The organism is Nocardioides sp. Z21_20 (genome assembly GCF_059766585.1).
The window spans coordinates 129513-155168 of sequence record NZ_JCBAJX010000009.1; the positions used below are offsets into that span (position 1 = coordinate 129513).

The window sequence follows — 25656 nt, forward strand, 5'->3', positions numbered from 1 at the left end:
CCCCGGTCAGCGCCCCGCGCCCCGCCCTTCCGCCTCGACGTTGCGCGCGCTCGTCGAGCGTCCGAGCCGCGCCACCTCGGCGTCCATCCGCGGCAGCAGCTCGGGCGCGAGTTGACGCGAGCGGAGCTCACCGAGCCGCGAGGTGACCACCGGCTTGGCCCAGCCCAGCAGCCGCACGTACCCGGGCACGTAGACCCGACGCTGCCGGCGCTCGATCCCGCACACGAAGCGCGTCACGCACTCCTCGACCCCGATGGTCCGCTTCAGCGGCCCGGGCAGGCGCGAGATCAGCTCGCGGAACGCGCTGAGGTCGGCCTTGGCGTCCTGCAGCAGCGGGGTGTCGACCCACGCCATGTGCGCGATGCCGACGTCGACGCCCTGGTGCGCGACCTCGAGGCGCAGCGCGCTGGCGAAGTGCTCGACGCCCGCCTTCGACGCGTTGTACGCCGCGAGCCCGGGCGCCGGAGCGAATGCGGCCAGCGACGAGACCACCAGCACGTAGCCGCGCCGTTCGACCAGCGAGGGCAGCGCGGCGCGGACGGTGTGGAAGACGCCGAGCACATTGATGTCCATCAGCCGGCGGAACGTCGCCGGGTCCACCGCCGCCACCGAGCCGTACGACGCGATCCCGGCGTTGGCGAGCACCACGTCGATGCCGCCGAACGCCTCGACGCCGGCGGCGACGGCCGCCTCCACGGAGGCGAGATCGACCACGTCGCACCGGGCGGCGACCGCGGCCTCGCCCAGCTCGTCGGCCAGCACCCGCAGCGGCGCCTCGTCCACGTCGGCCAGCACCACCCGGGCGCCGCGCCGGACCAGCTCACGCGCGGTGGCCTCGCCGATGCCGCGGGCGGCCCCGGTCACCAGCACCACCTTCCCGCTCAGCGGGTGCCCGCTCGCGTCCACGTGTGCCATTCCAGCCTCCCAGAAGTCGTCGTACCCACGCTGCGCCTCGTGCCCAACGCTGTCCCCAACGGATCAGCGCGCACGGCGTCACGCGCTTCCTGCGCGTACTGACACAATCCCGGCATGCCCAGCGCGCTCATCACCGGAATCACCGGCCAGGACGGTCTCTACCTCGCCGAGCTGCTGCTCGACAAGGGCTACGAGGTGCACGGCGTGATCCGCGGGCAGAACAACCCCAAGCGCGAGCTGGTGCGCGAGCTGCTCCCCGACGTCCAGCTGCACAACGGCGACCTGACCGACATGTCGAGCCTGATGCGCGCGCTGCGCGACTCCCAGCCCGACGAGGTCTACAACCTGGGCGCGGTGTCGTTCGTGGCCTACTCCTGGGAGAACGCCGCGGTCACCACCGACGTCACCGCCAAGGGCGTGCTGACGATGCTGGAGGCGGTGCGCCTGCAGGCCGGCGACGACCCGGCGTCAATCCGCTTCTACCAGGCGTCGAGCTCGGAGATGTTCGGCAAGGTGCAGCAGGTGCCGCAGGACGAGAAGACGCTGCTGTGGCCGCGCTCGCCGTACGGGGTGAGCAAGGTCTACGGCCACTACATGACCATCAACTATCGCGAGTCCTACGGCATGCACGCCTCCTCGGGGATCCTGTTCAACCACGAGTCGCCGCGCCGCGGCCCGGAGTTCGTCACCCGCAAGGTCACCCGCGCCGCGGCCCGGATCAAGCTGGGCCTGCAGTCGGAGCTGGTGCTCGGCAACCTCGACGCGCAGCGCGACTGGGGCTTCGCCGGCGACTACGTGGAGGCGATGTGGCTGATGCTGCAGCAGCCGTACGGCGACGACTTCGTGATCGCCACCGGGGAGACCCACTCGATCCGCGAGCTGGTCGAGGTGGCGTTCCGGCGCGCCGGGGTCGACGACTGGGAGTCCCACGTGCGCCAGGACGACCGGTTCATCCGCCCCGCCGAGGTCGACATGCTGGTCGGCGACGCCGGCAAGGCCCGCGAGGTGCTCGGCTGGAAGCCGCGGGTGGGCTTCGAGGAGCTGGTCACGATGATGGTCGACTCCGACCTCGCCGAGCAGCGCCGGCTGGCCGGGCTCTGAGGTGGTCCGCGCGTTCGTGACCGGGGTGGGCGGCCAGGACGGCGGCTACCTCGCCGAGCGCCTGCTCGCCGACGGCGCCGAGGTGCACGCGCTCGCGCTGCACACCGAGCCGACCACGGTCCCCGAGGGCGTCACCGTGCACCGCGGCGACGTCGCCGACATCGAGGCGACCCGCGCGCTGCTGCTCGACCTCGCCCCCGACGAGGTCTACAACCTGGCCGCGATCAGCTCGGTCGCCCAGTCCTGGTCGGAGCCCGACCTGACCGCGCGGGTGAACGGGCTCGCGGCAGTCGGGCTGCTGGAGTCGGCGCGCCAGGTCCAGGAGCGCGAGGGGCGAACGGTGCGGTTCGTGCAGGCCTCCTCCGCGGAGATCTTCGGCCAGCCCGAGTGCAGCCCGCAGGACGAGCGGACGCCGGTGCGCCCGGTCAACCCGTACGGCGCGGCCAAGGCCTACGCCCACCTCGCCGTCGACGTGTACCGCCGGCGCGGGCTGCACGCGGTGAGCGCGGTGCTCTACAACCACGAGTCGCCGCGCCGCCCGGAACGGTTCGTCACCCGCAAGATCACCGCGACGGTGGCCGCGATCGCCCGCGGCGAGGCCGAGACGCTGACGCTGGGCAACCTCGACGCGCGCCGCGACTGGGGCTGGGCGCCGGACTACGTGGACGCGATGGTGCGCGCCGCCCGCGCCGAGGAGCCGGCCGACTACGTGGTGGCGACCGGTGAGGCGCACTCCGTGCGCGACTTCGCGGCCACCGCCTTCGCCCACGCCGGCATCGACGACTGGGAGTCGCGGCTACGCACCGACGCCGGGCTCACCCGCCCCGCCGACGCCACCGAGCTGGCCGGCGACGCGACCCGGGCCCGAGAGCGGCTCGGCTGGTCCCCCAGCGTCGACTTCGTCGGCCTCGTCGGCCGGATGGTCGACGCCGACCTGGCCTCCATCTGACAGCGCCAAACTCTTGTGTGATGCAACTCACTCTCCAAAATCGGAGATTGAGCACTGTTGACTCGTGCTCGTAACGAACGCCCGCGAGAATGGTTCACTCGACTTGGTGCGGGGGCAAGCCCACTCGGGGGCATGGTCACGAGCACAGCAACGGGGGCGACATGACGGTGGAGTTGCAGACCACGGCGCGGCGACAGAGTCTCGTGCATCATCGCACCGTCAAGCTGCTGCCACTCTCGGCGTTCACCCTCGACCTCGCGGTCGTGATCGCCGTGATGCTCGCGGCCGGGCTGGGACGCAAGCAGCTGGACGGCTTCAGCACGGCCGCGCTCAGCACCTCGCTGTGGCAGGCCGGGCCTCTGATCGTCGTGCTGTGGGTGCTGACCATCGCGGCCTTCGGCGGCTACAGCAACGCGATCTTCGGCGAGGGCACCGACGAGTTCCGCCGGGTGGCCAACGCCTCCCTGTGCACCGCCGCCGGCGTCGGTATCGGGTGTTACCTGGTGAAGTTCGACCTGGCTCGCGGGTTCTACGTCCTGGCGTTCCTCCTCGGCCCGGTGGCACTGCTGCTGGCTCGCCGTCTCTTACGCCGAGCCCTCCACCAGGCCCGGAAGTCCGGGGCGCTGCAGCGCCGGGTGCTGATCGCGGGCACCCGGGAGCACATCGACGAGGTCGCCCACGTGCTGAACCGGGAGGACTGGCTGGGGTATCAGATCGTGGGCGCCCTGACCCCAACGCACGACCTCAGCGAGGAGACGCCGTCGGGTGTGCCCGTGCTCGGCAACGCCGGTGACGTCGCCTCGGTTGCCCTGGAGGCGGGCGCGGAGGTGCTTTTCATCGCCGGTGGCGCCCTCGGCTCGTCCGACCATCTGCGCCGGATGGCCTGGGACCTCGAGCCTCACGACGTGCAGGTCATCGTGGCCCCCAGCGTCACCGACGTGTCACGCGAGCGGGTCAGCATGCGTCCCGTCGGCGGGCTCCCCTTCATCCACGTCGAGGGACCTCGCGCGGTGCACGCCTCGCGCTGGGCCAAGCGAGTCTTCGACCTGGTCGGCTCGTCGGCGCTGATCCTCGCGTTCAGTCCCGTGCTGCTCTTCACCGCGCTGCGCATCAAGCTGCACGACGGCGGCAGCGTGCTGTTCCGACAGACGCGGGTGGGTCGTGACGGCGTGGAGTTCGGCTGCTTCAAGTTCCGCACCATGGTGATGGACGCGGAGGCCATGGTCGCGCAACTGCAGGAGGAACAGGGCGAGAGCGCCCTGCTGTTCAAGATGAAGGACGACCCCCGGATCACCAAGCCCGGCCGGTGGATGCGCCGCTTCTCGATCGACGAGCTCCCGCAGCTCTTCAACGTCTTCTCCGGGGACATGAGCCTGGTCGGTCCCCGCCCCCAGGTGCCCCGCGAGGTGGCGCTCTACGAGGGGCACATGAGCCGTCGACTCCGGGTCCGCCCCGGGATGACCGGCCTGTGGCAGGTTTCCGGCCGCAACGACCTGTCCCTGGCCGATGCGATCCGCCTCGACCTCTACTACGTCGACAACTGGTCGATGGTGCAGGACCTGTCGATCCTGGCCCGCACTCTCGGGGCCGTGGTCGGCTCCCGCGGCGCCTACTGACCCAGCAGCCCTAGTAGGTACGCCCCGTAGCCGCTCTTCACCAGCGCCTGCGCGCGCTCGGCGAGCTCGGCGTCGTCGAGGTAGCCCATCCGCCAGGCGACCTCCTCGGGGGAGCCGATCTTGGTCCCCTGGCGGCCCTCGATGGTGCGCACGAAGTTGGAGGCGTCGTTGAGGGAGTCGAAGGTGCCGGTGTCGAGCCAGGCGGTGCCGCGCGGCAGCACCTGGACCTGGAGCCGGCCGGCCTCGAGGTAGATCCGGTTGAGGTCGGTGATCTCCAGCTCGCCGCGCGCGGACGGCTTGAGGTCGCGCGCGAAGCCGACGACGTCGTTGGCGTAGAAGTACAGCCCCGGCACCGCGTAGTTGCTGCGCGGCTGGGCCGGCTTCTCCTCCAGCGACACCGCGATCCCGTCGGAGTCGAAGTCGACCACGCCGTACGCCGTGGGGTCGGCCACGTGGTAGCCGAAGATGGCCGCGCCCTCGACCTCGGAGAAGCGGCGCAGCTGGTGGCCGAGACCGGGGCCGTAGAAGATGTTGTCGCCGAGCACGAGCGCGACCTTCTCGTCGCCGATGTGCTCCTCGCCGATCAGGAACGCCTGGGCGAGCCCGTCGGGGCTGGGCTGGGTGGCGTAGCTGATCGAGATGCCGAAGCGCGACCCGTCCCCGAGCAGCCGGACGAACCCCTCGGCCTCGTGCGGGGTGGTGATCACCAGCACGTCGCGGATCCCGGCCAGCATCAGCGTGGACAGCGGGTAGTAGATCATCGGCTTGTCGTAGACCGGCACCAGCTGCTTGCTGATGCCCTGGGTGATCGGGTGCAGTCGTGAGCCCGTGCCGCCGGCCAGGATGATTCCGCGCATGTCCCCCACCCTAGGGGTCCGCGCGGCCGACGATCGGGCCATCGCCGCGGACTTCACTAGGATCGCGGGCATGGATCGTCTCCTCGTCACCGGCGGCGCCGGCTTCATCGGCTCCAACTTCGTCCACCACCTCCTCGCGCACTCCGACGTCCGGGTGACCGTTCTGGACAAGCTGACCTACGCGGCGAGCCGCGAGGCGCTGGCGGGGCTGCCCGAGAACCGCGTCGAGCTGGTGGTCGGCGACATCGCCGACGCCGCCCTCCTGGAGCGGCTGACCGGTGAGCACGACGCGGTGGTCCACTTCGCGGCGGAGTCGCACAACGACAACTCCCTGCACGACCCGAGCCCGTTCGTGCAGACGAACCTGATCGGCACGTTCACGATCCTGGAGGCGGTCCGCAAGGCCGGCGTGCGCCTGCACCACATCTCCACCGACGAGGTGTACGGCGACCTCGAGCTCGACGACCCGGAGCGGTTCACCGAGGCCACGCCGTACAACCCGAGCAGCCCCTACTCCGCGACCAAGGCCGGCTCCGACCTGCTGGTGCGCGCCTGGGTGCGCAGCTTCGGAGTCCAGGCGACGATCTCCAACTGCTCCAACAACTACGGCCCCTGGCAGCACATCGAGAAGTTCATCCCCCGCCAGATCACCAACGTCATCGACGGCGGCCGCCCCAAGCTGTACGGCGCGGGGCTCAACGTGCGCGACTGGATCCACGCCGACGACCACTCCTCGGCGGTCTGGACGATCCTCAACGAGGGCAAGGTCGGCGAGACCTACCTGATCGGTGCCGACGGCGAGCAGAACAACCTCGACGTGGTCCGGATGATCCTGCGCCACTTCGGCCGCCCCGAGGACGACTTCGAGCACGTCACCGACCGCGCCGGCCACGACATGCGCTACGCCATCGACTCCACCAAGCTGCGCACCGAGCTGGGCTGGGCGCCCCGCTTCGCGGACTTCGAGACCGGGCTGGCCCGCACCATCGAGTGGTACCAGGCCCACGAGGACTGGTGGCGCCCGCACAAGGACGCCGTCGAGGCCACCTACGCCGCGAAGGGCCAGTGACCTCGGTGCGCGAGCCTGTCGAGACCCCGCGCCTCGACGAGTCCCCGATCCCGGGTCTCGTCGTGCTGCGCCTGCCGGTGCACGGCGACTCCCGCGGCTGGTTCAAGGAGAACTGGCAGCGCGAGAAGATGCTGGCCCTGGGCCTGCCCGACTTCGGACCGGTGCAGAACAACATCTCCTACAACGCCCACCGCGGCGCCACCCGCGGGATCCACACCGAGCCGTGGGACAAGTTCGTCTCGGTGGCCTGCGGGCGCGTCTTCGGCGCCTGGGTGGACATGCGCGAGGGCCCGTCCTTCGGCACGACGTTCCACCTGGAGATCGACGAGAGCGTCGCGGTGTTCGTGCCGCGCGGGGTCGGCAACGCCTACCAGGCGCTCGAGGACGGCACCTCCTACACCTACCTGGTCAACGACCACTGGCGCCCCGGCACTCCGTACCCGGCGCTGCACCTGGGTGACCCGAGCGCCGCGATCCCGTGGCCGATCCCGCTGGCCGAGGCCGATCTCTCCGAGAAGGACCGGCACAACCCGACGCTGGACGCGGTGACGCCGATGCCCCCGAAGCGGACCCTGGTCGTCGGCGCGCACGGGCAGCTGGGCCGCGCCCTGGTCGACGCCTTCCCCGGCGCCGTGGCCGTGGACCGCGACGAGCTCGACCTGTGCGACCCCGAGGCGCTCGCCGCCTGGCCGTGGCACGAGTACGCGCTGGTGCTCAACGCCGCGGCGTACACGGCCGTCGACGCCGCGGAGACCCCCGAGGGCCGCGTCGCCGCCTGGGCGGTCAACGTGCAGGCGCCGGCCGCACTGGCCCGGATCGCCCGCGAGCACCGGCTCACGCTGGTGCACTACTCCACCGACTACGTCTTCGACGGCACCCGCTGCGAGCACACCGAGGACGAGCCACTCAGCCCGCTCGGCGTCTACGGCCAGACCAAGGCCGCCGGCGACGTCGCCGTCGCCCAGGCGCCGCGACACTACATCCTGCGGACCTCCTGGGTGGTCGGCGAGGGCGCCAACTTCGTGCGCACCATGCAGTCCCTGGCTGAGAAGGGCGTCTCGCCGTCGGTGGTTGACGATCAGGTCGGCCGGCTCACCTTCACCGGTGAGTTGGTCCGCGCCACCCGCCACCTGCTGGAGACGCGCGCGCCGTACGGCCTCTACCACGTCAGCAACGCCGGGGAGCCGACCTCGTGGGCCGACGTCGCCAAGGCGGTCTTCGAGCTCTCCGGGCGCAGCGCGGATGACGTGACGCCGATCAGCACCGAGCAGTACGGCGCGGGCAAGGACCTCGCTCCGCGTCCGCGGCACAGCGCGCTGAGCCTGGAGAAGCTCCGCGGCACCGGGTTCGAGCCGGAGGACGCCCTGGTGGCGCTGCGTCGCTACTGCGGCGGCTAGCGGATATCGCCGGAGAGCTCGACGGCAGTCAGCTCCGCGATGTCCTCGCGGCCGTAGTCGTCGTTGAGCCGGCAGATGTCGTCCTCGCCGGTGTAGGCCCCGTGCTGGACCTCGATGATGATGAGCTCCTCGGAGTGCTCGTTGCAGATCCGGTGCGCTGCCCCGGTCGGGACATCCACGGACTCGCCGGGGCCCGCCACCACGTTCTCACCGTCCACCACGCAGGTGGCGATGCCGAAGATCACCACCCAGTGCTCGGAGCGGTGCTGGTGGGTCTGGTAGGAGAGTCGCTGACCGGGCGTGACGTGGATGCGCTTGACCTTGTAGCCCTGGCCGTCGTCGATGACGTGCCAGGAGCCCCACGGTCGGTCGGCTGACTTCTCCCCCACGATGCTTCCTTTCGAAGACCCGAATGATCCCGCAAGGCTACCGTGGGCCACCAGGTTCGGTGACCGAAGCGCGGATTCCGGTCAGCGTCGACGCAGCGAGCTGAGCGCGGGTCGCACGTCGGCCAGGTAGACCAGCGCGGCGATCGTGAAGGCGATCCCGAGGAACCCGATCGGCTGGAACATCAGCAGCTCGAAGATCAGCCCGAGCCCGAGGATCGCCAGCCAGGCGGGCTTGGTCAGCTTGCCGGCGGCGGTGTAGGCCTCGGCGGGGAACGTCATCGCGTTGATGAAGGCGAATGCCTTCACCACGATCAGCACCAGCAGCACGACGAGCATCACGGCGTTCTCGAGGGCGAACACGTTCATCACTCCTCCACCCTACGCGTCGAAGGGTCCACTGTCTGAACGTCGAGGGCCCCCGGAGTCATCCTCCGGGGGCCCTCACTCAGAACAGCGTCAGCTGCCCGTCGTCGACGACGCTTCAGTCGCCGACCTTCTTGGCGGCGTCGCCGGCAGCCTGCGTCGCGTTGGCGACGGTCTTCTTGGCCGCGGTCGTGGTCGCCTTGGCGCTGGCCGGCGCCGACGACTTCTTCGCGGTCCGCTTGGCTGCCGTGGTGGACTTCTTGGCGGCCGTCTTGGTGGTCTTCTTGGCCTGGGTGGTGGTGGTCTTGGCCTTGGCTGTCGTGGTCTTCGCCGACGAGGCGGCGGCCTGGCTGGCCTCCTGCTTGCGGATCCGCTCGACCAGCGTCTCGCCGCGCTTCACGAGGCCGAGGTAGGTGTCGTTGACGGCCGCGACGTTGCCGTCGACGAGCGTCTGCACCCGGCGGGGCAGGCCCAGGGCGTCACCCTGCAGCTCGGCGACGCGCGCCTCGACCGCCGCCTGGCGGGCCTTGGCCTCCTTGGTGACGGCCTCGATGCGGGCGTTGACCGCGGAGGCGGCCTGCTCGCGCAGCGCCTTGGGCTCGAGGTCGAGGGAGCTGACGCTCTTCTGCACGTCGGCGAGCCGGGTCTGGGCCTCGGTGACGTAGTTGCGCACGAACTCGACGGCGATGTCGGTGACGCCCACGCCGGCGTAGAACGGACGGGTCGCCTCGGTCTTGATGTCGAACTTGGCCTTGGCCATGTCGATCTCTCCTTCAGGTGGTCCCGGCTTCGGGCCGGGGCCTAGTGGTGGGTGTCGTCGTCCCCGGCGGTCCCCGCGTTCATCGCGAGGAACGACGAGTAGACGTCGAGCAGTGACTGCTTCTGGCGCTCGGTGAGCCCCTGGTCCGCGAGGACCGCGAGCTCGACCGAGCCGGCCACGCCGTCGTCGGGGCTGACGATCCCGGCGCGGATGTAGAGCTGCTCCGCCGAGATCCGCAGGGCCTTGGCGATCTGCTGCAACACATCGGCCGAGGGCTTGCGCAGACCACGCTCGATCTGACTCAAGTAGGGGTTGGAGACGCCGGCCAGATCGGCGAGCTGCCGCAGGGAGTACTCGGCGGAGACCCGCTGCTCCCTGAGGTACTCACCGAGCGACTCGGCGGTCTTGCCTACCTTGCCCTTGACCATGTCCCCCATAGTGCTTGCTACTGCTAGCAAATGCAAGCACCTAGCAAGCACCCGTCAGGAAAACCTCAGATTTCTCCCGGCGAAGCACGCCCAGGAGGATGCTCAGGGAGCTAGCAGGGCGCTCGGGCGAATCTCCCCGACCGGGAGCCCGCCGCCGAGCAGGACGTGCTCCCCGGTACGCCGTACGGCGGCACCGTCCACGCCCGCCTCCCGGTCCACCCCGGCCCGGGCCAGGGCCGCGGCCATCACCACCGGCCGCGCGCGTGGCGCTCCGTCGTCGACCTTGAGCGCGAAGGCCCGACCGTCCGGCAGCGCCACCGCGTAGCTGGCCTCGGCCCCGGCCTTGCCGATCGCCCCGGGGATCGCCGCCAGCAGGCGCCGCTCGTCGCGCGCGGTCCCCGAGACCCACTCCGGGTGCGTCCGGATGGCCTCGGCGACCGGGGCGGTGCCCTGGTGGCCCAGCGCCAGCTCCCGGAAGCCGCGGGCCAGCCCCACCAGCGAGGTGGACAGCAGCGGCGCGCCGCAGCCGTCGACCGCGATGGTGTCGACCGGCTCGCCGGTGAGCTCGGCGAAGGTCTGCACGATCAGCCGCTGCAGCGGGTGATCCGGCTGCAGGTAGGTCGCGGTGTCCCAGCCGTTGACCACGCAGGTGGCCAGCATCGCGGCGTGCTTGCCCGAGCAGTTCATCAGGATCGAGGAGGGCGAGCCGCCGGCGCGGACCACCTCCTCGCGCACCCGGTCCTCGAGCGGGTAGTCCGGCGGTGTCTGTAGCGCCGACTCGTCGAGCCCCACCGACGCCAGGATCTCGCGCACCCCCTGGACGTGGAACTCCTCCCCGGAGTGCGAGGCCGCGGCGAGCGCGAGCAGGTGCGGCGGCAGGTCGAGGCCGGCGCGCACCATCGCCACGGCCTGCAGCGGCTTGTTGCACGAGCGCGGCAGCACCGGCACGTCCACGGCGCCGAGCGACCAGTCGACGCGGCCGTCACGGTCGAGCGCCACGACCGAGCCGTGGTGGCGGCCCTCGACGAATCCGGAGCGGACGATCTCGGCGACGACGGTGGGGACGGAGGCTGGAGTGGGGGTGGGAATGGGGAACGCGGACATGGGCGCAGGGTAGTCAGGGGCTCTCTGGGACAATGCTCCCGTGTCGACCCCACCCGTGCCTCAGCACTGCCCGACCCCGACCGAGCTCGACGACCTGGAGCTGCTCGCCCAGGGCGCGCTGGCTCCGCTGACGGCGTTCAACGAGCCGGGCTCCCCGGTCACGCTCACCCTCCCGGACGAGGTCGCGACCCCGGCCCGCGCGGCCGGCGCGGTCGAGCTGGTCGACCCCGAGGGTGTGCCGCTGGCCCTGGTCGCGCCACTCACCGGTCACGTCACGCCGCTCGCGCACGCCGCGTTCGGGCCGTTCCGTCGGTTGTACCTGTCCCCGGAGCAGACCCGCGCGGCCCACGCTGGCGCCAGGTTCGTCCCGGTCGTCGATGCGCTCACCACCAGCCAGATCGAGGAGCTGCGCGCCGTTGGCGGCCGGGTCGTGCTGCTGGCGCTGGTCGGCGCCGGCACCCCCGACCTCTCCGCCGTCGCGCTGATCCGGGCCAGCCTGCTCGCCGCCGCCCGACTGGACGACGGCCACGTCGTCGCCGTTCCGCTGGCCTCGCACGGCGCCCCCGAGGTCGACCACGCGCTGGGCGTCCAGGTCGTCGCCAACTACGCCGGTCCCGACCCGGTCCAGGCCCCCACTCAGCCCGCGATGGTCGACGGGGCGGCGCAGCAGCCGTCCGGCGACCACTACCCCGACGACATCGCCGCCGTCGTCGCGGCCGACCGCCCGGCCCCCGACGCCCAGGGCCTCGTCCTCTTCTTCACCGGCCTGTCCGGCTCCGGCAAGTCCACGCTGGCCCGCGCGCTGATCGACCGGCTGCTCGAGCAGGGCACCCGCACCGTCACCAGCCTCGACGGCGACGTCGTACGGCGGAACCTGTCGGCCGGGTTGACCTTCTCCAAGGCCGACCGGGAGACCAACATCCGCCGGATCGGCTGGGTGGCCGCGGAGATCGCCCGGCACGCTGGGGTGGCCGTGTGCAGCCCGATCGCGCCGTTCGAGGAGACCCGCCGGCAGGTCCGCGAGATGGTGGAGGACGCCGGCGGCGCCTTCTTCCTGATCCACGTCGCGACGCCGCTCGAGGAGTGCGAGCGCCGCGACCGCAAGGGTCTCTACGCCAAGGCCCGGCGCGGCGAGATCCCGGAGTTCACCGGCATCTCCTCGCCCTACGAAGAGCCCGAGGACGCCGCGGTGCGCGTCGACACCACGGGACGGTCCATCGAGGACGCCGTGGACGACGTGCTGATCGCGCTGCGCGAGGCCGGGCTGCTGGACCTGTCCGTCTCGTCGGTCGAGCCTGTCGTGACCCCCTGATGCTCTCGATCCTCTTCGTCTGCACCGCCAACATCTGCCGCTCCCCGTTCATGGAGCTCTACGCGCGCCAGGCCCTCGGCGCCGCGGGCCAGGTGGCGGTCGCCAGCGCCGGGACGCACGGCTTCGTGGACCACGCGATGGACGAGGTGATGGCCGCCGAGCTCACCGACCGCGGCATCGCGCACGGCGACTTCCGCAGTCGCCGCCTCAACGGCGCGCTGATCCGCGACGCCGACCTGGTGCTGACCGCCGAGCAGTCCCACCGCAGCTTCATCCTCGACGACCACGTCGCGGCCTTCCGCAAGGTGTTCACCCTCGGGCAGTTCGCCCAGACGGTCGGCAAGCTCGACCCGTCACTGAGGGGGCGGGCCCTGCTCACCGAGGCCGGCCGGCACCGTGGCTCCGCCGACGTCGCTCTCGACGTCTCGGACCCCTACCGTCGTGGCCCCGCCGCGGCGGCCGCCAGCGCGACGCTGCTGACGGGCCTGCTCGACACGATCCTCCCGCCCCTCCTCGACCTTCCGGAGAACTGATGGACGAGCTCCTCACCACCGCAGCCCTGGCCGTTCTCGTCGTGAGCTTCGGCGTCGGCATCGTCGTCGGCCTGACCGGGATGGGCGGTGGCGCGCTGATGACGCCCGCGCTCATCTTCCTGGGGGTCTCCCCCACGGCGGCCGTGGCCAACGATCTGGTCTCCGCCTCGATCACCAAGTCGGTCGGCGCCGGCGTGCACTGGCGCAAGGGGTCCCCGGACCTCAAGCTGGCCGGGCTGCTGATCACCGGGTCGGTGCCGTTCGCGTTCGCCGGCGCCTTCATCATCGACTACTTCGGCGGCGGCCCCGAGCAGGAGGAGTTCGTCAAGACCGCGATCGGCGTGGCACTGCTGTTCACCGCCGCGACCTACACGCTGCGGATGTACCTGCAGCTGCGGATGGTGACCTCCGGCAACGAGGCGCCCGCGGAGAACCCCGAGATCAAGGTGATCCCGACGCTGCTGGTGGGCGCGGTCGGCGGCCTGCTGGTCGGGGTGACCTCGGTGGGCTCGGGCTCGCTGATCATGGTCGCGCTGCTGCTGCTCTACCCCACGCTCTCGGCGCTGCGCCTGGTCGGCACCGACCTGGTCCAGGCCGTCCCGCTGGTGCTCTCGGCGGCGATCGGGCACGTGCTGGTCAGCGGCGTCGACTGGGAGGTGCTGATCCCGCTCGTCATCGGCGGCATCCCCGGCACGTTCATCGGCGCCCGCATCGCCCACTGGGTGAGCCAGTCGGTGATCCGCCGCGGCATCGTGATCGTGCTGAGCCTCACCGGCCTCAAGCTGCTCGGCGTCAGCCCGGAGGCGGTCGGCATCATCGGGGCCGGCCTGCTGCTGCTCGGCCCGCTCGCCTGGGGCTTCGTGCGCCAGACCCGGGGGCTGCCGGCCTTCGACCCCAACTCCGGCGCCTGGCGCCACCCGGAGCGCGAGCGCCCAGCGGGCGAGCGCCCGGCCGACCAGCCCGCCGGCAAGGAGTAGGCACGGCGTACCCCGCGATGCCCCAGGTCACACGCCACGGCGGCGCATTTGAGAGCGTTTCGCTGCCCTCCGCATGGCGCCGCTACGATGACGGTTGCTGTCCCAACGAGAGGTCCCCATTCAGTCATGACTGAGACGCACGCCGACTACCGGCTGAGTCAGCTCGACCAGCTGGAAGCGGAGTCGATCCACATCTTCCGTGAGGTCGCCGCAGAGTTCGAGAAGCCGGTCCTGATGTTCTCGGGCGGCAAGGACTCCATCGTGATGCTCCGCCTGGCCGAGAAGGCCTTCTACCCGGCGAAGATCCCGTTCCCGATGCTGCAGGTCGACACCGGCTACGACTTCCCCGAGGTGCTCGCCTGCCGCGACTCCTGGGTGAACCGGCTGGGCGTGCGAATGATCGTGGCCTCGGTCGAGGACGCGATCGCCAACGGCATCGTCGTCGACGACGGCAAGACCAGCCGCAACCGGCTGCAGATCGGCACCCTGCTCAACGCCATCGAGGAGGAGGGCTTCACCGCCGCCTTCGGTGGCGGGCGCCGCGACGAGGAGAAGGCCCGCGCCAAGGAGCGCGTCTACTCCCACCGCGACGAGTTCGGGCAGTGGGACCCCAAGATGCAACGCCCCGAACTGTGGAGCCTCTACAACGGCCGCATCCACGCCGGCGAGCACATGCGGATCTTCCCGCTGTCGAACTGGACCGAGCTCGACATCTGGGCCTACATCGACCGCGAGAAGATCGAGATCCCCACGATCTACTTCTCCCACCAGCGCAGCGTCTTCGAGCGCGACGGGATGCTGCTCACCGAGAGCGAGTTCAACCCGATGCGCCCCGGCGAGACCGCCAGCGTGCGCACCGTCCGCTTCCGCACCGTCGGCGACCTGACGCTGACCGGCTGCGTGGAGAGCACCGCCTCCACGACCGCCGAGATCATCGACGAGATCGCCATCGCCCGCGTCACCGAGCGTGGCGCCACCCGGGGCGACGACCGCTTCTCCGAGGCGGCCATGGAAGACCGCAAGAAGGAAGGCTACTTCTGATGACCGCCCCTGCTCCCGAGACCGTCGCCCACGCGACCGCGGCCGCGGCCCTCAACGAGAACATGGACCTGCTGCGCTTCGCGACGGCCGGTTCCGTGGACGACGGCAAGTCGACGCTGATCGGGCGGCTGCTGCTCGACTCGAAGTCGATCTTCGAGGACCAACTGGAGGCCGTCGAGGCCACCAGCCAGTCCAAGGGCTACGACTACACCGACCTGGCGCTGCTGACCGACGGTCTGCGCTCCGAGCGCGAGCAGGGCATCACCATCGACGTGGCCTACCGCTACTTCGCGACGCCCAACCGCAAGTTCATCATCGCCGACACCCCGGGCCACGTGCAGTACACCCGAAACATGGTCACCGGCGCCTCGACCGCCGACCTCGGCCTGGTGCTGGTCGACGCCCGCCAGGGCCTCACCGAGCAGTCGCGCCGCCACGCGGTGATCCTTTCGCTGCTGCGGGTGCCGCACCTGGTGCTGGCGATCAACAAGATGGACCTCGTCGACTTCTCCCAGGAGATCTACGACAAGATCCACGCCGAGTTCACCCAGTTCGCCACCAAGCTCAACATCCCCGACCTCCAGGTCATCCCGATCTCCGCGCTGCAGGGCGACAACGTCGTCAACCGCTCCGAGAAGATGGCCTGGTACTCCGGGCCGACGCTGATGCACCACCTGGAGAACGTCCACGTGGCCTCGGACCGCGACCTGATCGACGCGCGCTTCCCGGTGCAGTACGTCGTGCGCCCCAAGTCCGACGAGCACCACGACTACCGCGGCTACGGCGGCATGGTGGCCGGCGGCATCCTCAAGCCCGGCGACGAGGTCGTCGTGCTGCCCAGCGGCATGACGTCCAAGATCGCCGGCATCGACCTCTTCAACAAGGAGGTCACCGAGGCGTTCCCGCCGATGAGCGTGACCATCCGCCTCGAGGACGATGTCGACGTCTCCCGCGGCGACATGATCGCCCGTCCGGCCAACGCTCCGAAGCCGTCGCAGGACATCGACGCGATGGTCTGCTGGATGACCAACGAGCCGCTGCGTCCGCGCCAGAAGCTGGCCATCAAGCACACCACCCGCTCCGCGCGGGCGCTGGTCAAGGATGTGCAGTACCGCCTCGACGTGAACACGCTGCACCGCGACCAGGAGACCAAGGAGCTCGGCCTCAACGAGATCGGCCGCGTCCAACTGCGCACCACCGTGCCGCTGCTGTGCGACCCGTACTCGAAGAACCGAACGACGGGTTCGTTCATCCTGATCGATGAGGCCACGGGCGTGACAGTGGGCGCCGGGATGATCAACTAACAGGCTAATCAGGGGTCAAGGTGCCTATTTGGGCGCCGCCAACGGCCGATCGCAGAGAGTCTCGCGCGGGAGCTATCCAAGATTCGGATAGGGACACCTGTCCTCTAGCGAACGGGCAGTGGCGATCCATAAGTGTCTGGGGCGCATCCGGCTCTTGGCAGTTGAACGCAAGGGTGGTGCTCGACTAGCCCTCGCGTCGGGCTGACGAGCACCTACCCGGGTGCACGCCTTGAAGGACCCTGACCAGTCACACCTTCCTCCACCGTCGGCCAAGGTCAAGGTCCCAGGGGAAAATGACGCAACGCGCATCCAGGCACTTCTGTTGCGGCTGCACAACACAAGCGTGACAAAGGTGATTCACGCCAAGGCTTCACGCGCGAAGTCAAACGGCCTATACCAAGCTCCGTCTTGTCAGAACGCGCTGCCGCACGACGGGAGCAAAAATGGGGCGCCACGTGAGACGGCGCCGCGTGAGCCTCCTGCGTGGGCCGACCAAGCGACGGGCGAAAATTAGCAACCACCTTCTCGTCCCAGCCCTCTTTGATCGCGAGTAGGCGACACCAACCCGTTTACACGTGATCTATGACACTCTGCGCGCCCGGACTTTGCTGGTCAGGAGCAACCATCCCTCGGCCGGGCTAGATATACTCTGTCGCACGAACGACCGAATGTGTCCGGAACTTGTCAGGGGGCTCAAGTGGACTGGGCAACTGTCGTCGCAGCTACCCGCTTGACACCTACCATGGCTCGCTACCAGGTGAAGCGAAAACTCAGAGACCACGCCGCCCCGCTCGCCGGCAAAAATTACTCGAGGCTCCTCAGAGCGAAGACCTCTCGCGTACCCGAACTCTCCGATCCGATCCCGCTGGATCAGGACCTGGCCCAACTCATCGCCAGATACTACGAACAGTCACCTCAGGACGCGCGGAACACCTTGGCCGGGAAATTCCGACTCCTGGGGAGGCAGGTCAACTTCGGGAGTATCGAACATATCGACTGGTACCGGAAGCTGCCCGAGGAACGAGACCACCACCTCTGGCGCATGAAACTATGCCAGCTCGAGATTCTCCATACGATGCTCCGTTCCCAAGGTCCCGAGTGGCCCATGGGCATCGATCAAATCCTCGACAAGTTCGATGCTGACGCTGATCTAGCCCATCCAGAAGCATTCAAAACCACTTGGGCTCCATACGGCGTCTCACACCGTATCCTGAGCCTGACTACCGGCCTAGCACTGCAGTCGAGCGACATCCCCGTCGAGACACACGATCGAGTGCGGCGATTCATAAGGCGCGATGTGGCCTTCTTGTGGATGAATGTAGAGCTCGATCTACGGAACAACCACACCGAACGAAATCTCGCCGCACTTTGCCTCTACCACACAGCGGCGGGCTCTCTCACACAGAGACGATCAATCTGGCTTGAGCGCAAGGTCCGAGCTATTATCCGCGCGACCGTACTACCTGACGGCATGCAGATCGAGCGCTCCGCTATGTACCAGGGCTTAACTGTTATGTCGCTTCGAATATTTGCCGCCTGCCCCTTCCTGAGCTTGGAAACGCGCGAGTTGGCCAGAGATCGGGCAGAACGGGCCACGCACGCACTGGCAGTCCTTACTCATCACGACGGCGAGATTGCGCTATTCAATGACAGTTGGATCGGCGAAACTCCACCGCCGACAGCCTTGATCCCTGGCCCCGCGACTACACACCACGCGACAGAGACTCTCAAGAATGGCGGGTACCATCGAATTCACTCTGGGCCCACGGTAGCCCTGATGGATTGTGGCCCGATTGGCCCGCGATGGAACCCAGGGCATGGCCACGCCGATTTTCTTTCGCTCGAAGTGGACGTGCACGAGAAGCGTTTCATTGTGGATCCTGGAACATCCCAATATTCAACCGGGGAACGCAGAGCATTCGAGCGGTCGGCAGCAAGTCATAATGGTCCCCGCGTGACCGGCCTAGAACCCGTTGCGTACTCCGGGTGCTTTAAGGTCGGACGCCTTGCGGCTGCGCAGCCGATACCACAACGTCGGGATATCGGAGCACCTTGGGTCGGGGGGCGCCTGGAACTCGGACCAGGAAGCGTAAATCGCATAGTTGTCGCGGCTCCGGGTGGCGGGCTCGTCATCGTGGACGAGTGGAGAAGATCCGCGATAGGTGAAGTCCGATTGCTGGTCAGCGGCGAATGGCGTCTCGTGACCTCCCAAGAGGACCCGCTGCAAGCTTACTGGCAATTTTGTCGAGACGAGCTGTCAACAGAATTAACTCTGTTAATCGGTGAGCCAAAAGGCCCGGCGTCTCAAGCCGAATGGACTCGACGTTACATGTCCCCCGAGCCAGCAACCGAGTTGACCCTCCGCCCCGAGCGCATATCCGACAGAACGCAACTTCTAGCTTATGGCGTGTCGGTCGCCAATCGAGGCACTGCGATTGAATTGGCACGCTTGGCCCATCGCGTCATTCTCGATGGACACTAGCCCAGTGACGGATCGCCATCGGACAATGCGCCGACAAAGAACGACGAGAAGGACGGAAGTGTCTATAAAATGAAGATTGCAATTTTGGGTTTAGGGTACGTGGGAATGACGGCGGCGGCTTGTCTTGCGAAACAAGGACACACCGTAGTAGGCATCGACCCAAATCCGTCAAAAGTAGACGCAGTTTTAGCAGGCCGCTCACCGATCGAGGAACCTGGGCTGCAGGAGCTGATCGCCGAAGCAGTGGATGCTGGCCGACTGACGGCCGTGGGCCGCTTGGACGACATCGACTCCCCGTGCGAGTTGGCCATCGTCTGCGTGGGAACCCCGAGCGCGCCTGACGGGGCCCACAACATGGGTTACATCGCCGAAGTCACACGCCAACTTGCAGAACAGATGCGTCAACACCCCGATGCAGTAACCACCGTGGCTTACAGGTCCACGATCAAGCCTGGGACGATCGACGAACTCATCATCCCAATCTATCGCAGTATTCTCGGCGAGGAGGCCTCACGTGTAGAGGTCGTCTATAACCCTGAATTCCTACGCGAGTCATCCGCGATCCAGGATTATTTCTCCCCACCGAAAATTGTAATCGGCACGCATGACGGTGAGCCCTCCGCTGCCCTCAATGCAATACATGACGGAATTCACGCGCCTACGTTTAATGTCAAGTATCGCGAGAGCGAAATAACCAAGTTTGTCGACAATACCTTTCACGCACTGAAGACTGCTTTCGCGAACGAGATCGGTCGAATCTGCGTCAGCTTGGGAGTTGACGCTCGCGAGGTGCACCGTATTTTTATCTCCGACACCAAACTGAACATTTCCCCCTATTACTTGCGTCCAGGCGGCGCCTTTGGCGGCTCGTGTCTACCGAAGGATGTCCGGGCTCTTCAGCACATCGCGCGGGGGGCGGGCGGACGCACCCCCGTGATTGAAGGCCTGCTCACATCAAACGAGTCACACAAGGACTTCTTGTTCAACCATGTGACGACCTCGCTTGAACACGGTTCGGCAGTTCTCCTGCTCGGCCTTGCTTTCAAAGACAAGAGTGACGACCTCCGAGAGAGCCCTAACATCGACCTCGCCCGGATGCTTATTACAGCGGGCTACAAACTCTCCATCTATGACCCATACGTAAAGCCCGAGAACCTGGTTGGCCAGAACCTCGGGGTGCTTTCGCGCTCTCCATTTGTACGAGACATTCTGATCAGCCGGGAAACCATGGAAGCAAGTCCCTGGGATCTGGTGATCGACACTCGATCTGGAGCCTCAAACTACGATCTCGACTACAAGCGCCTCGTTGATATCAACCGCCTTCAATGATGCCCGCAACCAATAGGAGCGATGGATGACGTCCCTTCCCAAAGTGATGCGGTGTCATACTGCGCCTAGGTCACTGCGAATAGCTATGGTATACAGCCGGGTTCCCTTCCCCATGATGCGCGGTGATCAGGTCACCGTGGCACATCTACTTGGTTTCCTTGGCCAGCGGGGACACTCCGTTGACTTCTACACGCAGGACGCTGACGGCTCCATGACTGATGAGCAAGAGACCTGGCTCAAGAACACATGCAGACGGGTCCAGATTTACCACCAGTCTAAGTATGCAAAGGCCTGGGGTATAGCGCGCGGGCTCCCGCGTCTACTGCCGCTTCAAATCGGGATGTTTCACAACCGCGATATGGCACGTGACATACGCCGTGCCGTTGCGAGTGGTGAGTATGACATCGTGTACTGCTACTACCCGCGATCGGCGATGATGGTGGCCCATGTCAAGCGGGGCGACAGTCGCGCCAGTTCCTTCTTGGCTCTTCAATTGTCACAAACACTGAATACTCGTCGCATGGCAAATCACGAGAAGAACCTGCTCAAGAAGCTAGTCTTCGGCGTAGAGGCTCGCCTGATGGGTAGATTCGAGGCCAGTGTTTGGCGTGACTTCGATCGAGTTGCGCTGATTGGGCCCGCTGACGTCGAAGCTGTCAGGAGCCAGTGTCGCAAGTATGGGCAACCGGAAATCGACAATTGGTTCTACTCGGCCCACGGTACCGATACGGACCGCTACCAGCCCGCCGAACCCGAGGAAGTGATTCCCAACCGGATCGTGTTCTCGGGCTCAATGCTCTATCCACCCAACGTCCAGGCCGTGATGTGGTTCGTTAGTGAAATATGGCCGACGATTCTTCGGGAAGTGCCAACCGCCACTCTGGTTATTCAGGGGCGTGACCCTGTTGCGAGAATCCGCGCGTTGGACGGCCGGGATAACATCTGGGTCACCGGGACCGTGGCCGATGTCGGCGAGATCGTCCGTTCGGCGCACGTATGCATAAACCCCATGCTCGCTGCGGGTGGCATGCAGAACAAGTTGATCGAATACATGGCCTGCGGCAAGGCGGTCGTAGCCACCCCGGTAGCCAACGAGGGCATCAGAGCTCCAGGCGACTCGTTACTAGTTGTTGAGGGAGCGGACCTCTTTGCCAGTGCCGTGCTCGAACTTCTGCGAAATCCTGACCAGGCCGCTCAACTGGGAACGCGAGCACGGGATTACGTCCTTGAAGAATGGACCTGGGAGCGGCACTTCTTGGCCCTTGAGAACGAGTTCTTCAATTGTTCCACTTAGCCAGCCATGAACTCCGCTGGCATGCGGAGGGATAGTAGATGCTCTCTACTGTAGCTTTTCGGTATCTCGGGATCGGCCTACAGTTCGTTATCCTCCTCGTAGTCGCACACGCGTTGCCAACTGATGACTACGGGAACTATCTCGTAGCCTTGAGCATCGCCTTACCCACAAATTTCATTTTGGGCTTGGGCGCCTCCGAAACGGTCGTGCGTGAGGCCCCAACCCTAATCGCGGAGGGACGTACCGCCGACGCTCGACGCCTCGGCCGCACGGCTCTTGTCACTGCCCTGAGCAGCGCAGGTGTGGCAGCCTTGGGCGCCGGCTCCGCCATCGCAGTTGTGGCTCCAGGGAGCGTTGTCCTTTGGTTTTCCCTCGGACTTTTCCTCGCCTGCGGACTCACCTTTAATGCCTCGCAGATTCTTCTGGGGCTCGGACATCCCAAGATTGGCTCGTTCTTTTTTTATCCCGCCCTAAACGTATCGCTGCTTCTGAGCAGCGTCCCGTATGTACTATTTGCCGCGACTCCCACGCTCAGTGGTATTGCCGCCCTCACGACCTCCGCGGCTCTCCTGTTGGCGGGTTATGCGCAATGGCTCGTCTTCCAACGCACCTCGGGGCAGGCGAAGGCACGTGCGAGGGAGTGCCTAGAACTGGTGCAGCGCGGTATCTGGTTGTCCTGTGCGCGAGCGGTCTATTCACTCGGGCTGTGGTTGCCCACCCTCGCTGCCGGCGTGCTTCTAGATGCCTCGTCGGCTGGCTACCTCGGCACTGCAGGAAGGCTCGCTGCGGCTGCAGCAGCGGCAACCGCCGCCGTCCGATTTGTTATTCGCCCAGGGATCGTCAGGGCTTTGGCGACCAAAGATGTGCTTCGCGTGCAAACCGTTTGCGGCGCTGCAGGCGCCGCAACGACGATTCTGACGATCGGGGGGCTGGTGCTCGTAATGCTATTCGGAGAATCTGTGTTCTCCCTTGCCTTCGGTCCCGGGTTCCAGCAGGTCAGCTTGCTTGTCGCGATCCTGCTTGTAGGCGTCTTGGCCGAGTCTTTTGGGGGGGCCGTGGATGAAGTTCTCAAAATGCTCGGTCGCGAGAAAGATGTAATCATCGTCTTTACCTGTGGTCTCTCACTGTTGATGGGTGGCTTGGCGCTTGCCTCTCAAAGCGAACTCTGGATGATGGCTTCAGTTCAAGCAGGCTACTCAGTAGCGGTATTCACCACTCTCATTGTTCTAACACGGCGACACTTGGGGGTATGGCTGCACCCGAGCCTGCGTTTCATGAGGTCCGGACCTTCACCTGCGTCCCCGCGAAACGTCCCCCCTCGAGAAGGCCGTTCATGAAGAGGAGTCCGATCGCGCTCAAGAACAGCGCTCCGCAGTTGGCTGTAGCGGAGGGCAAGGGGCTTCTTGTTGTCGTTGTCCTGTGTTTTGTCCCTTACCTAGGGCTCGGGCCACTTGCCGTTCCTTCTCAAGTCCAACCGTGGGCGGCGCTCGTGGCTTGGGCATGGGTCTTCTGCAAACTTCTGTCGGGAGACCTAAGGGTTCCCTACTTCATCTGGACACTCATTGCCTTCAGTGTCTGGTTTATGGTCTACGTCTATGCGGGCGACGGATTCGATTTGCTGCTATATTTCCGTCGTTCCGGCGCCTTCCTGTTGAGCGCCGGGATTGTCTTAGCTAGCCAGTATCTGACACCACGGCTCCTATGGCGGGCGCTGCAGTTCGTTACACCTCTCTGGGTGTTGTTTGCATTGTTGGGATATATCGCTCCTGGGTTATACGTCTCTGCAATATCACCGCTGGTGCCCACGATCGTGGTTTCTACGGAACGAGGCACCTCAAGCCTGGCGCCAGAGGCGACGGATTTCGGGTTTACTATGGCCTTCCTCGCGGTCCTCTGCTTAATCGCGAGGGCGGCTTTACAACGTCGCGGGGAGTCCGTGCGGGGTTGGCCCATAGCTCTCGCGGTGCTCGGCGCGCTCCTTTCGCAGTCTGGAATCGCTTTCTTTACCCTTGCGGTTGTCTTTCTGCTTTACCTACTCTTCTCTAATTCTGGGCGTCTCGGGCTTGTGGGGCGCTTGCTCGTTATGGGGGGTCTCGTTATCAGTGGATTCATGGCGCTCGGGGCTGCTCCTACTTCTGACGTCCGGGGTCTTGATCTCCTAATCTCTGCAATCCAGTCACCTCATGAACTCATGGACACCACCGCCTCCTACCGCGTCCTCCATAACGCGGTTGGCATCCTAGGCCTCTTTGATTCGGACCTGCTCGGTTTCGGAGCTGGTTCGTTCACGAGTGAAGCACTGGGCGTCTATCAACGGCATGATCTCGGCTCGATGTTCGGCTTGAGTGGTTACTACGCTATGAACGTTCCATGGACCCTGACGCAATCTCCGGTGTCATATTTCGCGGTCATCCTTTTAGAATATGGGATCGTAGGCGTGGCCTACATTCTTGTTGTCTTCATCTTTGCCTGTCGGTCGAAAGTTCCACTGCGAGCGCTTGCCGTCTCTGTGTTGTTCATCGCTTGGGCGCAGAGCTTCCCTGCCGCGTGGCCACCCTTCTGGGTGCTTCTGGGGGTAATGCTAAGTCCGCATTTCTACGCCAAGCCCGCAACGCGTGCGCAACTAGATTCAGAAATTCCCGCTACGCCGGATCGGAGCAGCATTGATGAATAACAAGCCCGCCGCACAGTTCGGCTACGTTTACGGACTCGACGGGCTGCGACTGTTCGCAGTGCTTATAGTGGTCGTAAGACATTTCGAGATCGTTAATATCCTGCCGGGTGGATTCGGGGTCTCGTTCTTCTTTTTCATTAGCGGTTTTCTTATTGCCCGACTGCTGCTCGCGGAGGAGAAGCGGTCCGGGACCCTACTCCTCGGTCGGTTCTACACTCGCCGGTTCGTGCGACTTCTCCCCCCACTTCTCCTAATGGGAGTAGTGACGGTCCCTGCCCTGTATATTATGTATCCGGGACATTTTTCATGGACCCAGGTCGGGCTATCGTTCGCCTATTTGGGGAATGTGGTCAAATTCGGCGGTTTGCTCTGGGGGTGGGACACCGGCAACGAAGCTCTCGAGCCGCTGTGGAGTCTCGCCGTTGAAGAGCATTTCTACCTGCTGCTCCCTCCTGCGCTACTCCTGATTCGGTCGCGCACGGGGCGTTTAATTGCCGTCGCTGTTGCCATATTCGTGCCGCTGGTGTTGCGGTACTGGATTTTCTTCAGCTTTGATAGCAGTCACGTAGCGGATCAGATCAACTACCATTTTACCTTTACACGTCTGGATTCTATGGCGTGGGGTGTTCTTCTGACGCTCTTGCTGGACGCTGGGTTCCTGCGAGCGCCACGTAGTCGTATTGTGGGCATGACGCTGGTCTGGGGTGGCGGAGCGCTAATGCTGCTCTCCATGATTCACTGGAGCGAGTCATACGAAGTTGCCCTGAAGTACACGCCTCAATCCATGGCCATCTTCGTGTTCTTCTGGGGGGTGGTCTTCGCCTCGTCCTCGGCCTGGCTGCTGCGCATGTTGGAATGGAAGCCAGTAGTTCACTTGGGTCGCATCAGTTACGAAATATACCTCTGGCATTTGCCACTCCTCGCCATGCTTCTGTACTGGATTCCCCAACGTTCGTTGGCCGTGCCCATCGCTCTCGTAGCGACGCTGGTTGTTTCCGAGTTGGCCTATCGCTTGACCACGAAACGCCTTCATGGGCTCAGGCAGCGACTCGGCGGCCACCCGGTAACCTGACAGGGGGGAGGGACGATAATCTCAGTGGCCTTTGGCGCGTCCCTGTGGCCCGCTATTTCGGCATTGCCTAGTTGCCTTTCCCTTGCTCGATACGCGGAGCGTTTGCAAGCCGCTTTCGTGTGCCCGGCGGATTGAATGCATGTATGGCTTGGTGCGCTGGCCTGGGTTTGCGCCTACCCTTGGCCCGTCGTAGCTCCTGAATCGTCTGACGCTCGGGTGTCAGGCCGGCTTTCCGTTGGGTGTGAAGGTTCCGGCGCCGCCCCTGACCCCACGATGGCTTGATCACAAGCATGTCCACCACCGAGATTGCCGACCCGGTTGCATGGCTCACTACAGTCCCGCCTCGTAGCACTTCTGGCCCTGGGCCGACGCCGTCAACGACGTCGATTCAAGCGATTGGAGGCTCACCTCGTCATGTCCAGACTGCCTGCCACCGTGGCCGACAACTGCCGGCACACCGTCGGGGTCGACACCCACGCCGCTACCCACAGCTTCACCTTCGTCGAGGCGCCGTACCGCGTGTCAGTGCCGCGTGAAGACTGACCCCCTGGTGCCGGATGAATGTTGACCCCCCTCCGACACAGTGAGGGAGTGATCAGCGTGGAGCATTGGGGGCTCATCCCAATCGAGGGTGTAGGAGTCGTGGTCTGAACCCGCCGGTCTCGAGCAGTGCCCTGGCGATGTAGTTGG

24 protein-coding genes are annotated in these 25656 nt (G+C 65.9%); 17 read left to right on the top strand and 7 right to left on the bottom strand.

Annotation, left to right across the window (positions count from 1 at the left end; all coding sequences use genetic code 11):
• Nucleotides 1-6: 6 nt before the first annotated feature.
• Nucleotides 7-915, bottom strand: coding sequence for an SDR family oxidoreductase (locus tag AC6EH9_RS14800; RefSeq protein ID WP_498424181.1), 909 nt, complete (start codon nt 913-915; stop codon nt 7-9).
• Nucleotides 916-1029: 114 nt separating this feature from the next.
• On the opposite strand from AC6EH9_RS14800, the gene gmd reads away from it, so the two are divergent.
• The 3 genes from gmd (at nt 1030) to AC6EH9_RS14815 (ending at nt 4581) form a co-directional block, all read left to right on the top strand.
• Entirely contained in the window at nt 1030-2016 is a 987-nt protein-coding gene (gene gmd, locus AC6EH9_RS14805; RefSeq protein ID WP_498424182.1) for a GDP-mannose 4,6-dehydratase, read from the top strand.
• Nucleotide 2017: 1 nt separating this feature from the next.
• A complete protein-coding gene (locus AC6EH9_RS14810; RefSeq protein ID WP_498424183.1) occupies nt 2018-2965 on the top strand; it encodes a GDP-mannose 4,6-dehydratase in 948 nt (315 codons plus the stop codon).
• 203 nt (nt 2966-3168) lie between these two features.
• The gene (locus AC6EH9_RS14815; RefSeq protein WP_498424185.1) at nt 3169-4581 is read left to right on the top strand and encodes a sugar transferase; all 1413 of its coding nucleotides are present in this window, start codon (nt 3169-3171) and stop codon (nt 4579-4581) included.
• Here the strand turns inward: AC6EH9_RS14815 and rfbA are convergent.
• The gene (rfbA, locus tag AC6EH9_RS14820) at nt 4575-5438 is read right to left on the bottom strand and encodes a glucose-1-phosphate thymidylyltransferase RfbA (protein WP_498424186.1); all 864 of its coding nucleotides are present in this window, start codon (nt 5436-5438) and stop codon (nt 4575-4577) included. The two genes, AC6EH9_RS14815 and rfbA, sit on opposite strands and share 7 nt — an antisense overlap.
• A 70-nt stretch (nt 5439-5508) precedes the next feature.
• Between rfbA and rfbB the strand changes: the two genes are divergently transcribed.
• Together rfbB and AC6EH9_RS14830 are read left to right on the top strand one after the other, a co-directional pair.
• Nucleotides 5509-6507, top strand: coding sequence for a dTDP-glucose 4,6-dehydratase (rfbB, locus tag AC6EH9_RS14825; protein WP_498424209.1), 999 nt, complete (start codon nt 5509-5511; stop codon nt 6505-6507).
• A gap of 5 nt (nt 6508-6512) precedes the next feature.
• The gene (locus tag AC6EH9_RS14830; RefSeq protein WP_498424188.1) at nt 6513-7904 is read left to right on the top strand and encodes a sugar nucleotide-binding protein; all 1392 of its coding nucleotides are present in this window, start codon (nt 6513-6515) and stop codon (nt 7902-7904) included.
• On the opposite strand, the gene AC6EH9_RS14835 is transcribed toward AC6EH9_RS14830, so the two are convergent.
• The 5 genes from AC6EH9_RS14835 to AC6EH9_RS14855 all read right to left on the bottom strand — a co-directional run bounded on the left by AC6EH9_RS14835 (nt 7901) and on the right by AC6EH9_RS14855 (nt 10948).
• Nucleotides 7901-8293, bottom strand: a complete 393-nt coding sequence (locus AC6EH9_RS14835) for a phosphomannose isomerase type II C-terminal cupin domain (protein WP_498424189.1) — start codon at nt 8291-8293, stop codon at nt 7901-7903. The two genes, AC6EH9_RS14830 and AC6EH9_RS14835, sit on opposite strands and share 4 nt — an antisense overlap.
• A gap of 81 nt (nt 8294-8374) precedes the next feature.
• Nucleotides 8375-8659: a DUF2516 family protein gene (locus AC6EH9_RS14840; protein ID WP_498424191.1), complete on the bottom strand. Its 285-nt coding sequence runs from the start codon at nt 8657-8659 to the stop codon at nt 8375-8377.
• A 115-nt stretch (nt 8660-8774) separates the two neighbouring features.
• Nucleotides 8775-9416 (bottom strand): hypothetical protein, encoded by a 642-nt coding sequence (locus tag AC6EH9_RS14845; protein ID WP_498424192.1) that lies wholly within the window; start codon nt 9414-9416, stop codon nt 8775-8777.
• 41 nt (nt 9417-9457) lie between these two features.
• Nucleotides 9458-9844, bottom strand: coding sequence for a helix-turn-helix domain-containing protein (locus AC6EH9_RS14850; protein WP_498424193.1), 387 nt, complete (start codon nt 9842-9844; stop codon nt 9458-9460).
• A gap of 102 nt (nt 9845-9946) precedes the next feature.
• Nucleotides 9947-10948, bottom strand: coding sequence for an asparaginase (locus AC6EH9_RS14855; protein ID WP_498424194.1), 1002 nt, complete (start codon nt 10946-10948; stop codon nt 9947-9949).
• A gap of 40 nt (nt 10949-10988) precedes the next feature.
• On the opposite strand from AC6EH9_RS14855, the gene cysC reads away from it, so the two are divergent.
• The 12 genes from cysC (at nt 10989) to AC6EH9_RS14915 (ending at nt 25509) form a co-directional block, all read left to right on the top strand.
• Nucleotides 10989-12260, top strand: coding sequence for an adenylyl-sulfate kinase (cysC, locus tag AC6EH9_RS14860; RefSeq protein ID WP_498424195.1), 1272 nt, complete (start codon nt 10989-10991; stop codon nt 12258-12260).
• Nucleotides 12260-12793 carry an arsenate reductase/protein-tyrosine-phosphatase family protein gene (locus AC6EH9_RS14865; protein ID WP_498424196.1) on the top strand — a complete coding sequence of 178 codons (534 nt, stop codon included), beginning with the start codon at nt 12260-12262 and terminating at the stop codon, nt 12791-12793. Before cysC ends, AC6EH9_RS14865 begins: the two co-directional genes overlap by 1 nt.
• Nucleotides 12793-13770, top strand: a complete 978-nt coding sequence (locus AC6EH9_RS14870) for a sulfite exporter TauE/SafE family protein (RefSeq protein WP_498424198.1) — start codon at nt 12793-12795, stop codon at nt 13768-13770. Before AC6EH9_RS14865 ends, AC6EH9_RS14870 begins: the two co-directional genes overlap by 1 nt.
• 126 nt (nt 13771-13896) lie before the next feature.
• Entirely contained in the window at nt 13897-14811 is a 915-nt protein-coding gene (cysD, locus tag AC6EH9_RS14875) for a sulfate adenylyltransferase subunit CysD (RefSeq protein ID WP_498424200.1), read from the top strand.
• 62 nt (nt 14812-14873) lie between these two features.
• The gene (locus tag AC6EH9_RS14880) at nt 14874-16115 is read left to right on the top strand and encodes a sulfate adenylyltransferase subunit 1 (RefSeq protein ID WP_498424211.1); all 1242 of its coding nucleotides are present in this window, start codon (nt 14874-14876) and stop codon (nt 16113-16115) included.
• Between the two features lie 1513 nt (nt 16116-17628).
• Nucleotides 17629-18597, top strand: a complete 969-nt coding sequence (locus AC6EH9_RS14885; protein ID WP_498424212.1) for a heparinase II/III domain-containing protein — start codon at nt 17629-17631, stop codon at nt 18595-18597.
• 69 nt (nt 18598-18666) lie between these two features.
• A complete protein-coding gene (locus AC6EH9_RS14890; protein WP_498424201.1) occupies nt 18667-19926 on the top strand; it encodes a nucleotide sugar dehydrogenase in 1260 nt (419 codons plus the stop codon).
• Nucleotides 19927-20041: 115 nt separating this feature from the next.
• Nucleotides 20042-21220 carry a glycosyltransferase family 4 protein gene (locus AC6EH9_RS14895; protein ID WP_498424202.1) on the top strand — a complete coding sequence of 393 codons (1179 nt, stop codon included), beginning with the start codon at nt 20042-20044 and terminating at the stop codon, nt 21218-21220.
• Between the two features lie 38 nt (nt 21221-21258).
• Entirely contained in the window at nt 21259-22557 is a 1299-nt protein-coding gene (locus tag AC6EH9_RS14900; protein WP_498424203.1) for a lipopolysaccharide biosynthesis protein, read from the top strand.
• Nucleotides 22554-23894 carry an O-antigen ligase family protein gene (locus AC6EH9_RS14905; protein WP_498424204.1) on the top strand — a complete coding sequence of 447 codons (1341 nt, stop codon included), beginning with the start codon at nt 22554-22556 and terminating at the stop codon, nt 23892-23894. The genes AC6EH9_RS14900 and AC6EH9_RS14905 overlap by 4 nt, the downstream gene beginning before the upstream one ends.
• Nucleotides 23887-24966 (top strand): acyltransferase family protein, encoded by a 1080-nt coding sequence (locus AC6EH9_RS14910; protein WP_498424205.1) that lies wholly within the window; start codon nt 23887-23889, stop codon nt 24964-24966. The genes AC6EH9_RS14905 and AC6EH9_RS14910 overlap by 8 nt, the downstream gene beginning before the upstream one ends.
• Before the next feature lie 414 nt (nt 24967-25380).
• Nucleotides 25381-25509, top strand: a complete 129-nt coding sequence (locus tag AC6EH9_RS14915; protein WP_498424207.1) for a hypothetical protein — start codon at nt 25381-25383, stop codon at nt 25507-25509.
• Nucleotides 25510-25656 lie beyond the last annotated feature (147 nt).